Origin of the sequence: Shinella zoogloeoides (assembly GCF_020883495.1) — a bacterium.
GTDB lineage: Bacteria > Pseudomonadota > Alphaproteobacteria > Rhizobiales > Rhizobiaceae > Shinella > Shinella zoogloeoides.
In genome coordinates this window covers 2,595,477-2,607,076 of record NZ_CP086610.1, presented here as the reverse complement: position 1 = coordinate 2,607,076, position 11,600 = coordinate 2,595,477, and the positions used below count along the sequence as shown (strand labels likewise).

10 protein-coding genes are annotated in these 11,600 nt (G+C 65.4%); 9 read left to right on the top strand and 1 reads right to left on the bottom strand.

Annotated features, from left to right (window positions below; all coding sequences use genetic code 11):
* Positions 1 to 32 precede the first annotated feature (32 nt).
* Positions 33 to 1,529, bottom strand: a complete 1,497-nt coding sequence (gene pdxR / locus K8M09_RS13015; protein ID WP_229341875.1) for a MocR-like pyridoxine biosynthesis transcription factor PdxR — start codon at positions 1,527 to 1,529, stop codon at positions 33 to 35.
* Positions 1,530 to 1,657: 128 nt separating this feature from the next.
* On the opposite strand from pdxR, the gene tauA reads away from it, so the two are divergent.
* The 9 genes from tauA (at position 1,658) to K8M09_RS12970 (ending at position 11,447) form a co-directional block, all read left to right on the top strand.
* Positions 1,658 to 2,674 (top strand): taurine ABC transporter substrate-binding protein, encoded by a 1,017-nt coding sequence (gene tauA / locus K8M09_RS13010; protein WP_160786381.1) that lies wholly within the window; start codon positions 1,658 to 1,660, stop codon positions 2,672 to 2,674.
* A gap of 150 nt (positions 2,675 to 2,824) precedes the next feature.
* Complete coding sequence (locus K8M09_RS13005) at positions 2,825 to 3,637, top strand: taurine ABC transporter ATP-binding protein (RefSeq protein ID WP_160786380.1); 813 nt, start codon at positions 2,825 to 2,827, stop codon at positions 3,635 to 3,637.
* Entirely contained in the window at positions 3,630 to 4,457 is an 828-nt protein-coding gene (locus K8M09_RS13000) for an ABC transporter permease subunit (RefSeq protein WP_160786379.1), read from the top strand. The genes K8M09_RS13005 and K8M09_RS13000 overlap by 8 nt, the downstream gene beginning before the upstream one ends.
* A 107-nt stretch (positions 4,458 to 4,564) precedes the next feature.
* Complete coding sequence (locus K8M09_RS12995; RefSeq protein WP_206366677.1) at positions 4,565 to 4,945, top strand: nuclear transport factor 2 family protein; 381 nt, start codon at positions 4,565 to 4,567, stop codon at positions 4,943 to 4,945.
* Positions 4,946 to 4,961: 16 nt separating this feature from the next.
* The gene (locus K8M09_RS12990) at positions 4,962 to 6,362 is read left to right on the top strand and encodes an NAD(P)/FAD-dependent oxidoreductase (protein ID WP_160786377.1); all 1,401 of its coding nucleotides are present in this window, start codon (positions 4,962 to 4,964) and stop codon (positions 6,360 to 6,362) included.
* A gap of 38 nt (positions 6,363 to 6,400) precedes the next feature.
* Positions 6,401 to 8,176 carry a sulfoacetaldehyde acetyltransferase gene (gene xsc / locus K8M09_RS12985; protein WP_160786376.1) on the top strand — a complete coding sequence of 592 codons (1,776 nt, stop codon included), beginning with the start codon at positions 6,401 to 6,403 and terminating at the stop codon, positions 8,174 to 8,176.
* 70 nt (positions 8,177 to 8,246) lie between these two features.
* Positions 8,247 to 9,284: a YeiH family protein gene (locus tag K8M09_RS12980; protein WP_160786375.1), complete on the top strand. Its 1,038-nt coding sequence runs from the start codon at positions 8,247 to 8,249 to the stop codon at positions 9,282 to 9,284.
* Positions 9,284 to 10,282 carry a phosphate acetyltransferase gene (pta, locus tag K8M09_RS12975; RefSeq protein ID WP_160786374.1) on the top strand — a complete coding sequence of 333 codons (999 nt, stop codon included), beginning with the start codon at positions 9,284 to 9,286 and terminating at the stop codon, positions 10,280 to 10,282. The genes K8M09_RS12980 and pta overlap by 1 nt, the downstream gene beginning before the upstream one ends.
* A 307-nt stretch (positions 10,283 to 10,589) precedes the next feature.
* Positions 10,590 to 11,447 (top strand): LysR family transcriptional regulator, encoded by an 858-nt coding sequence (locus tag K8M09_RS12970; protein WP_160786373.1) that lies wholly within the window; start codon positions 10,590 to 10,592, stop codon positions 11,445 to 11,447.
* Positions 11,448 to 11,600 lie beyond the last annotated feature (153 nt).

Here is an 11,600-nt window from a genome sequence, read left to right as displayed (position 1 = left end):
AGCAGTGCGGCTCTAATAGAAGCCGGGCTTGATTATGCGGTCTCGCCTCCCGGTCGCTGGGAGAAGGTATCCAGGGCGGCGCGCACGCGTGCGACGCCCTCGGCAATGTTGCTCTTCGGTATGGAGGAATAGCCCATGCGGAAGAAGCGGCAAGGGGCGTCGCTTTTCGGGAAGAAGGACGACCCGGACTCGACGAGCACGCCTTTCTGCCGCAGAATCTCGACCAGCCGGTCTGCATCCAGCCATTCGGGGCCCTTCATCCAGAATGAGGTGCCGCCGAAGGCGGAGGCGCCTGCGACCGTCAGGCCCTCCCGCTGGAAAGCCTCGGCCATGACGATATGGCGCGCGTGATATTCGGTGCGCATGCGATGCAGTACGGCGTCGTAGTGGCCGAGCGCGAGGAAATAGGCAGCCGTGCGCTGCAGGTGGCCGGGCGGATGGCGCAGCATCAGCGAGCGCAGCGCGCGCGCCTTGCGGATGAACGGCGCGGGTGCGACGAGATAGCCGAGCCGCAGGCCGGGAAATAGCGACTTGGAGAAACTGCCGATATAGAGGACCCGGCCTGTCGTATCGAAAGCCTTGAGGGCCGGGGAGGGCGGGGCGAGGAAGCTGATCTCGAATTCGTAGTCATCCTCCACGATGACGAAATCTCGCTCCGTCGCCGCCTGCAGCAGCCGGACGCGGCGGTCGATCGGCATGGTTGCGCCGGTCGGAGAATGGTGGCTGGGCGTGACGACGACCACGTCGACATCGTCCGGCAGACTGTCCGGCGGCAGGCCCTCCGCATCCACGTCCAGAGCCGTGACCTTGGCTCCGCTCAGCAGGAGCGAGGCGCTGATATCGGGGTGGCACGGGTTCTCGCAGACGGCGCTGGAGCCGTTTTCGAGGATCAGCCGCGTGGCGATCCACAGCGCGTTCTGCGCGCCGACGGTGACGAGGATTTCGTCCGGCGTGGCGTGGATGCCGCGCCGGGGCAGCGTGCGCGAGCAGATGTAGTTGACGAGCCGCACGTCGTCGGCCGCGGCAAAGTCGCTCGCCATCAGGATGAAGTCCTCGCGGGCGAGCGCCCGCCGCGCGCAGTCGCGCCAGGCGTTGAGGTCGAAGAGCGAGGGGTCGAGCTGGCCGTAGAGGAACGGATAGGGATAGCGCCGCCAGTCGAGCGGCTTTCCCACCTGGCGGACCACGGAGAAGTCCATCGCCACCTTGCTGTCCCAGTCCACCGGCTTGGCGCTGGAGGAGGGGCGGTCGCCCTCCAGGCGCCGGCCCGGCGGATTGCGGGCGATACGGTAGGCGCTGCGGTCCACCGCCTCCACGTAGCCCTGCGAGAGAAGTTCTTGATAGGCAAGCGTGACGGTGATGCGCGAGATGTTGAGATAGGCGGCGAGCCGGCGCGTCGAGGGAAGCTGCGCGCCCGGCTGGATGCGGCCGGCGACGACGGCCGAAGCCACCGTTTCACGAAGTTGTGCCTGCAGGCCCAGCCCGCTTTCCCGGTCGATGAAGAAAATCGTCTCGGAGACGTGGATCTGCACTGCACGTCTCCCTCAATCTGGACTTATTCAACTTCCAAACTGGATATAACGCAAGAGAGATACCCGCTTTATCTCTACTCCCACAAGACCGGCAAGAGCTGGCGGGGATCACCAAGAGGAGGAAGAGCATGCGTTTCAGGACAATCCATGGCCTGGCGGCCACGACGACCATCGTGGCGGGGCTTTTTGCATCGGGCTTCGCTTATGCGGAGACCCGGCTCGTCGTCGGCTACCAGCAGATCGTCGGCCCGTTCGTCGCCGCCATCGCTGACGGCCGCTTCGATGCCGCCGCCAAGGAAGCGGGCTACGCCATCGACTGGCGCCAGTTCTCTTCGGCCGGCGACATCACGACGGCGCTTGCCTCGGGCGACGTGCCGATCGGCGTGATCGGCTCCACCGGCACGGCCGCCGCTGCCACGCGTGGCGTCGACCTGCAGCTTTTCTGGATCCTCGACAATATCGGCAAGTCCGAGGCGCTGGTCGCCCGTGACGGTTCGGGCATCGAGAAGCCGGAAGACCTCAAGGGCAAGAAAGTCGCGGTGCCCTTCGTCTCGACCTCGCATTTCCACCTGCTCGTCGGGTTGAACCAGGTGTGGAAGGTCGATCCGAAGGAAGTCGAGATTCTCAACCTGAAGCCGCCGCAGATCGTCGCTGCCTGGCAGCGCGGCGACATCGACGCCGCCTATGTCTGGCCGCCGGCCCTGTCGGAAATCCAGAAGACCGGCAAGACGATTTCCGACAGCGAGATCATCGGCGCGGCGAGCGTACCCACCTTCGACGGCCTGGTGGTCGACAAGGCCTGGGCTGCGGAGAACCCGAAGTTCATGGAAGCCTTCACCAAGGTTCTGGCCCAGTCCTATGCCGACTACAATGCCAACAAAGCGGCATGGACGGCGGACTCCGAGCCGGTCAAGGGCATCGTCAAGCTGATCGGCGGCGACGGCCCGAGTACGGTTGAGGCGTTGGGACTGCTGGCCTTCCCCAATGCGGACGAACAGGCATCCGACACCTGGCTTGGCGGCGGTGCGGTGCGCGCGCTCAACGAAAGCGCCAAGTTCCTCGTCGAACAGAAGCAGATCGGCAACGCGCTCGATGATTACGCGCCCTTCGTGAACGCCGATTTCGCAAAGGCGGCTGCGAAGTAACGCACCCGCCGCTCTTGCACCGGCCGCTTCGGCCGGCCGGTGCCACCTTCATCGCAAAGAGCAGTTCCGGCGATCCGCCTTGCGCGGTTCCGCGTCCGGATTGCATGAAGATCCATACGACCGTGACCGAGGTGCAGGGAGGCATATCGCATGGAAACGCTTAGCGTCAGGAATATCAGTCTAACCTATCCGGGCCTCTATTCGGATCAGGCGGTGGTTGCCCTCAAGGGTGTCAATCTCACCATCAACAGCGGCGATTTCGTCGTCGCACTCGGGGCGTCGGGCTGTGGGAAGACGACGCTGCTCAACCTGATGGCGGGCTTCATGGCGCCGTCGGACGGCGATATCTCGCTCGGCAATCACCGGGTCAACGGTCCGGGCGCCGAGCGCGGCGTGGTGTTCCAGAAGCACGCGCTCCTGCCGTGGCTGAACGTCATCGAGAACACTGAATTCGGCCTCAAGCTGCGCGGCGTCGACAAGGCCAAGCGCCGGGAGTTGGCGACCAAAAACCTCGCCCTCGTCGGCCTTCAGGATTTCCACCGCCACATGATCTACCATCTTTCGGGTGGCATGCAGCAGCGTGTGGGCATCGCCCGGGCGCTGACCTGCGACCCTGCCATGCTGCTGATGGACGAGCCGATGGCCGCGCTCGACGCGCTGACGCGTGAAACCATCCAGGAACTGCTGCTCAAGGTCTGGCAGCTCACCAACAAGATGTTCTTCTTCATCACGCATAGCGTGGAAGAAGCGCTTTTCCTCGGCTCGCGGCTGATCGTCATGTCGCCGCGCCCCGGGCGCATCACCCATACCTACGAACTCGACTTCAACCGCCGGTTCCTCGCGGAGGGCAATGCCCGCGCCATCAAGTCCAGCCCCGAATTCATCCGCATGCGCGAGGAAGTGCTGGGCATCATCTATGGCGACGAGCGAGCGTCCGGCAATCCGGAGGTGGCCCATGCTTGACCGTGTGACCCGTGCCAAGCCCGCCAAGGCGGGCAAGATCTTCGGCGCTCCCGGCGACGGCGCCAGCGGACTGATCAGCTTCACGACGGCCGCCGTGCTCATCGCGCTCTGGTTCCTCGTCACGGAATCGGGCTGGGTCAAGCCGCTGTTCCTGCCTTCGCCGCTGGCAGTCTGGGACAAGTTCGTGCTGGCGCTGACCGAGGGCGTCTCGAATTCCACGCTCGTGCAGCACACGTTCGCCAGCCTTGCCCGCGTCTTCGGCGCCTTCACGCTGGCGCTGGTGACGGCGGTGCCGATCGGTATCCTGATGGGCGTCAACCGCTTCGTGCGCGGCCTGTTCGATCCGATCATCGAATTCTACCGCCCGCTGCCGCCGCTCGCCTACCTGCCGCTGGTCATCATCTGGCTCGGCATCGGCGAATTCCCGAAGGTGTTCCTCATCTTCCTGGCGATCTTCGCACCGATGGCGATCGCGGCAAGGGCCGGGGTGCGCTCGGTCTCGACGGAGCAGATCCACGCCGCCTACGCCATGGGCGCGACCCGCGGACAGGTCATCAGCCAGGTGATCATGAAAGCCGCGCTGCCGGAAATCTTCACCGGCATGCGCATCGGCATCGGTGTCGGCTGGACGACCCTGGTGGCGGCCGAAATGGTGGCGGCCAACCGCGGTCTCGGTTTCATGGTGCTCAACGCGGCCGAAAACCTCGAAAGCGATACCGTGATCATGGGCATCCTCATCATCGGCATCTTCGCTTTCGCCTTCGACCTTCTGATCCGCTACCTCGAAAAGGTGCTGATCCCCTGGAAGGGGCGCATCTAGCCCCTCCACTCCCATTCGACCCCGGCCATGGCGGCCCATGAGGACGGCGGATTGCCGTCCCCGGCAGAGCCATGCCTTCCGATACGCCAGAGGACATGACGATGACTTTGACCGCAACCGACCTGAAATCCCTGTTCGACGCCTTCAACCGGCACGATATCGACGGGATCATGCATTTCTTCGCCGAGGACTGCGTCTTCAACGCGGTCGGCGGTCCCGAGGTCTACGGCGTCCGCTTCGAGGGACGGCAGGCCATCGCCGATGCCTTCAGCGGCGTGTGGAAGGCGATGCCGGATGCCGAATGGGGCAACCACAGCCACTTCGCCAGCGGCGATCGCGGCGTTTCCGAATGGACCTTCTCCGGCACGGCCGCCGACGGCAGCCGTATCGAGGCGGAAGGCTGCGACCTCTTCACCTTCAAGGGCGGCAAGATCGTGCGCAAGCAGGCGTTCCGCAAGAACCGCCCGGTCCTGCAACCCCGCTACTGATGGCCGGAGCAACGCCATGCAACTGCACGCCACTCCCCTGAAGGCCGAACGGCAGCCCTTCGATCCGGCCTACGACCCCAACCACGACCACATCCCCGGCACGGGCAAGGACTATGCCCCGACCTACTGGATCGGCACCGCCGGCCCGGAACCGGAGGACGACGGCCCCATCACCGCCGACATGGATGTCGATGTCGCCATCATCGGCTCGGGCTATACCGGCCTTTCCTGCGCCATCCATCTGGCGCGCGAGCACGGCATCAAGGCGACGGTGCTGGAGGCCAACGGCGTCGCTTGGGGGTGCAGCACCCGCAATGGCGGGCAGGCGCAGATTTCCGCCGGCCGGCTGAAGCGCTCGCAATGGATCGCCCGCTGGGGCGTCGATATCGCGCGCAAGATGCATGCGGAAGTATCCGAGGGCTTCGACCTGTTTCGCGCGCTGGTCCGCGAGCCGGAGATCGACTGCGACCCGCAGGACGGAGGCCATCTCTACATTGCCCACCGCGACAAGGTGCTGCCGAACCTCCAAAGCGAGGTGCGCGTGCTGAACGAGACCTTCGGTTATCGCGCCCGCATGGTCTCGCGCGACGAAATCCACCGTGATTTCGTGCGCGACTCGGAGGCGCGCGGCGCGATGTACGAACCCGACGGCATGGGCATCCACGCCGCCAAGCTCGCCTTCGGCTACCTGCGTCTTGCCCGCAAGCTCGGCGCGAAGGTGCATACGGCAAGCCCCGTGCTCGACTGCACGGCCAGGGGCGGCATGCACTATCTGCGCACGCCCGGCGGCACGGTGCGCGCCCGCGCGGTCTGCATCGCCACGGCCGGCTATACCTCGCCCGGCATGAACACGCTGACGAAGCATCGCCTGATGCCGATCCTGTCCAACTCGGTCGTGACGCGGCCGCTGACGGACGGCGAGCGGGAGGCGCTGAACTTCAGGGCGCGCATTCCGCTCACCGATACACGCACGCTGCGGCACTACTACCGCATGCTGCCGGACGGACGCGTGCAGATCGGCAGCCGCAGCGCCATCACCGGACGCGACGCCGCCAATCCCAAGCACCTCAACCTGCTGCTGGAAGGGCTTTACCGCAAGTTCCCGATCCTGCGCGGCATCGAGATCGACTACTCCTGGTGGGGCTGGGTGGATGTCAGCCACGACATGATGCCGCGCATCTTCCAGCCGGACCCGTCGCAGAAGCTCTTCTACGCCTTGGGCTATGGCGGCAACGGCGTCATGTATTCGGCCCAGGCGGGCCGCCGCATGGCCCAGATGGTCGCCGGCAAGGGCGGCGGCCTCGACCTGCCCATCTTCACCTCCCCCCTGCCGAGCCACGGACTGCTGACGCCGTTCCGGCGGCTTGGCCAGTGGGGCATGTACCGCTGGTACTACCTGCGCGACGAAATCCTCTAACCCATTGAAATCAATTCCCCCAAGGAAAGGAACCCGCCATGAAAATGACCACCGAGGAAGCCTTCGTCAAAGTTCTCCAGATGCATGGCCTTGAACATGCCTTCGGCATTATCGGCTCGGCCATGATGCCGGTGTCGGACCTGTTTCCGAAGGCCGGCATCAAGTTCTGGGACTGCGCCCACGAGACCAATGCGGGCATCATGGCCGACGGCTTCAGCCGCGCGACGGGCACCATGTCCATCGCCATCGGCCAGAACGGCCCCGGCGTGACGGGCTTCATCACCGCTATCAAGACCGCCTACTGGAACCATACGCCGCTCCTGATGGTCACGCCCCAGGCGGCCAACAAGACCATCGGCCAGGGCGGCTTCCAGGAAGTCGACCAGATGGCGATGTTCGAGGAAATGGTGTGCTACCAGGAGGAGGTGCGTGACCCCTCGCGCATTCCCGAAGTGCTGAACCGGGTCATCGAGAAGGCATGGCGCGGCTGCGCCCCGGCGCAGATCAACATCCCGCGCGACTACTGGACCCAGGTGATCGACGTCGACCTGCCGGCTATCGTGCGCTTCGAGCGCCCGGCCGGTGGCCCGCAGGCGATCACGGAGGCGGCCAAGCTTCTCTCCGAGGCGAAGTTCCCGGTCATCCTCAACGGCGCAGGCGTCGTCATCGGCGGCGCCATCGGTGAATCCATGGCGCTGGCCGAACGGCTTGATGCGCCGGTCTGCTGCGGCTACCAGCACAATGATGCTTTCCCGGGCAGCCATCGCCTGTCGGTCGGCCCGCTCGGCTATAATGGCTCGAAGGCGGCGATGGAGTTGATCTCCAAGGCCGACGTCGTGCTGGCGCTCGGCACCCGTCTCAATCCGTTCTCGACGCTGCCGGGCTACGGCATCGACTACTGGCCGAAGAACGCCGCGATCATCCAGGTCGACATCAATGCCGACCGCATCGGCCTTACCAAGAAGGTCGGTGTCGGTATCTGCGGCGACGCCAAACAGGTCGCCCGGCAGATACTTGAGCAGCTTTCGCCTTCGGCAGGTAATGCCGGCCGCGAGGAGCGCAAGGCGACGATCCACCAGACCCGTTCGGCCTGGCAGCAGCAGCTTTCCTCGATGGATCACGAGGACGACGATCCGGGCACGGAATGGAACGAAGGCGCCCGTAACCGCGAGCCGGACCGCATGTCGCCGCGCCAGGCCTGGCGTGCGATCCAGGCGGCTCTGCCGAAGGAAGCCATCGTCTCGACCGATATCGGCAACAACTGCGCCATCGGCAACGCCTATCCGACCTTCGAGCACGGCCGCAAATATCTGGCGCCCGGCATGTTCGGCCCCTGCGGCTACGGCTTCCCCTCGATCGTCGGCGCGAAGATCGGTTGCCCGGACGTGCCGGTGGTCGGCTTTGCCGGCGACGGCGCCTTCGGTATCTCGATGAACGAGATGGGGTCCATCGGCCGTCAAGGCTGGCCGGCGATCACCATGGTGATCTTCCGCAACTACCAGTGGGGCGCGGAAAAGCGCAACACGACGCTCTGGTACGCCAACAACTTCGTCGGCACGGAGCTGAACCCCAATCTCAGCTACGCCAAGGTGGCGGAAGGCTGCGGCCTGAAGGGCGTCGCCGTCGATAGCCCGGCGGCGCTGACCGAGGTGCTTGCGAAAGCGATCGAGGACCAGATGAACGGCGTCACGACCTTCGTGGAAGTCATCCTCAACCAGGAACTGGGCGAACCCTTCCGCCGCGACGCCATGAAGAAGCCTGTGCCGGTCGCCGGCATCGACCGCGCCGACATGCGTCCGCAGACGCGGGCCTGACGCCCATCGCAATGTCCCGCCCGGCCCCGCCGGGCGGGACAGGTCTCACGCCAGCGAACGGAACGACCTCATGAGCCTTGCCGCCTCCGTCCAAGACCGTTTCCGGGGCATGCCCTCGGGATTTTCCAAATACTGGCCGGGATTTGCCGTCACCGCCGCGGTGGCCGTCGCCGCCCAGTTCCTTTCCGATCATTACGGCGCGCCGGCCATGCTGATGGCGCTGCTGCTCGGCATCGCCTTCCATTTCCTCTCGGAGGAGGGGCGGTGCGTCGCCGGCATCGATTTCTGTTCGAAGAAGGTGCTGCGCGTCGGCGTCGCGCTGCTCGGCATGCGCATCAGCGTCGATCTCCTGATCGGGCTCGGCGCGAGCACCATCCTGCTGCTGGTCTCGGCGATCGTCGCGACCATCGGCTTCGGCCTCCTGGCCGCCAAGCTGCTCGGGCGCGGCTGGCGGCTGGCGCTGCTGACCAGCGGTTCCGTCGCCATCTGCGGCGCATCGGCCGCCATGGCGATCGCCGCCGTGCTGCCGAAAAATGAATTCTCCGAGCGTAACCTCATCTTCACCGTGCTGTCGGTCACGGTGCTGTCCACCCTCGCCATGATCGCCTATCCGATCCTCGCACAGAGCATGGGGCTGGACGCGCGGGCCACGGGCATCTTCTTCGGCGGCACCATCCATGACGTGGCGCAGGTCGTCGGCGCGGGCTTTTCCGTTTCGCCGGAGGCGGGCGAGACCGCGACGCTGGTCAAGCTCATCCGCGTCACCATGCTGGCGCCGGTCGTGCTCACCTATTCCGTCGTGCTGCGCAATGTGCCGCAGGGCGAGGGCGAGACGGGCAAACGCCCGCCGCTGCTGCCGGGCTTCGTGGTCGCCTTCCTCGTTCTTGCCGCCCTCAATTCCTTCGGAGTGATTCCGGAGGCGGTGGCGAAGGCGGGTTCGGAAGCCTCGCGCTGGGCGCTGCTCGCCGGGATCGTCGCGGTCGGCATGCGCACATCGCTGCGCCGCGTGCTCGATGTCGGGGGAGACGCGGTGGCGCTCATCGTCGCCGAAACCCTCTTCATCGCCGCCTTCATCCTCGTCGGCATCCACTATCTGGGGCACGCCTGATGAAACCGCTCGACCGTATCCTTGAAGCCGCGAAAGCCGCGCCGCGTCGCATTGTCCTTGCCGAAGGCGAGGATCCGCGCATCGTCGAGGGGGCGGTCCGCGCCCTGCGTGAAGGTCTTGCCGAGATCGTTCTGGTCGGCAACCGATCGACCGTCGAGGCGCGCCTTGCCGCGGCGGGCGCTTCGCCCGGCGCTGTGCGCATCGAGGACCCCGCTTCCTCGGCGCTCGCCCCGCGCCTTGTGCAAGCCTATCACGCGCTTCGCGCCGGCAAGGGCGTCGATGCGGCGATGGCGGCGGAGGCGCTGCGCTCCCCGCTCGTCTTCGCCGCCATGATGGTGCGTGAGGGCGAGGCGGACGGCACGATCGGCGGGGCGGTGGCGACGACCGCCGACACGGTTCGCGCCGCGCTTCAGACGATCGGCCGCGCACCCGGCGTCGGCCTCGTGTCCAGCTTCTTCCTGATGATGCTCTGCGCGCCGCATCACGTGAAGAAGGGCCTCTACCTCTTTTCCGACTGCGGCCTCGTGGTCGATCCCGACGCGGCGGGTCTTGCCGATATCGCGGTCAGCTCCGCGCGCTCCTACGAGGCGCTGTCCGGCATACCGGCGAAGGTGGCCATGCTCTCCTTCTCGACGGCGGGCAGCGCCGCGCATGAGCGGGTCTCCAAGGTGGTGGAGGCGACGCGGCTCGCCCGGGCTACGGAACCCGGCCTCGTCATCGACGGCGAATTGCAGTTCGACAGCGCCTTCGTGGAGGCCGTCAGCACGGCCAAGGCGCCGCAGTCCGTGCTACACGGGGCCGCGAATGTCTTCATTTTCCCCAATCTCGACGCGGCCAATATCGGCTACAAGATCGCCCAGCGCATCGGCGGTGCAACGGCGATCGGCCCGATCCTGCAGGGACTCGCAAAGCCGGCCAACGACCTGTCCCGTGGTTGCAGCGCCGACGACGTCTTCCACATGATCGCCGTTACGGTGGTCCAGGCCGGTAGTGCCTAGGGGGCAGAATCCGTTGATTGCAGCCGGAGCGTGACGATTGCGGCGCGGGCGGAGCAGAAAACCGTTGAACATCAGCCGTCTCCTATGAAGACCTCGTCGTGGGCTAACGCGGCGGTGTATGTCGCTACGGTCCCCTCACAATCCCCATAGCTCGCTGCGATTTTTCGGAATTTGGACACACCGTTCCGGAAGCTTCATTATTCTGGCCATTCGCTGCACCGTATTTGCTATGGTGCGGCGATCTTGCGTTGCGGTGCGCGCAGCATCGCTCAGCCCGTAACCAACCCCGTCATGAAACCGAGTCTGAATGCTTGATCTCGATCCCTACCTGCTCAGAGCGTTTCTGGCCGTTGCTGAAATAGGCACCGTCAGCGGTGCCGCAGCGACGCTCAACCGGACGCAGGCGGCCGTCAGCATGCAGCTTCGCAAGCTGGAGGATCTTGTCGGCGTCAGGTTGTTTTCTCGGTCGCAGAAGGGGCTTTCGCTCACCGCGCAGGGGCAGATCATGCTGCCCTATGCCCGTGAGATTGTCCGGCTCGGCGATGAGGCGGGCAAGAGGCTGAGCGGAAAAACCATCCGGGACCGCATCCGCCTTGGCGTCGTCGAGGATTTCGCTGCGGGCCATCTCATCCGGATCCTGCGCAATTTCCGCGACCAGAACCCGGATATCGAGATCGATATCATCATCGAGCCGAATCGCCGGCTTGCCGCGCTTTTCAATGACGGCCTGCTCGATCTGGCGGTGTGCGACGTGACCTGCCTGTCGCGAAAGCCGGCGCTGGTCTGGACCGAGTACATGATGTGGACCGTCCGGTCCGACTTCGTCGTCGATGCGGGAGAACCGTTGCCGATCATCATGTTCGACGAGGGGTGTCCCTGGACGATTCCGGTGACGGGCGCCCTGTCTCAACGGGGCATCAAGTGGAAAACGGCCTGCGTCGCGTCGACGCTTGTCGCCGTGGCGGCGGCCGTGCGCGTCGGTGTCGGTATTGCGCCGATGATCGCCAACACACAGCCGGAAGGGTGCCGGACGCTGGACAAATCGTCCGATCTGCCGGGGCCGGTGCGCATCGAGATCGGCCTCTACAACCAGCCGGACATGGCGGAAGGCGCCCGCTATCTCGTTGACTTCATTACGCGCCATGCCGCCATGCTGCCTGCCTGACGCGGCGTGCCAACCTGTGGGGCCGGATGGTTCCAGGTGCCCTGCCGTGCCGGGGGCCGCAGCCCACTATCACGAATCCTTATATACGCCTCCAGATTTTCGGGCTTCCGCGTTCCGCCATCGCCGCCAATGATGCAGCGACAGAACGGCACC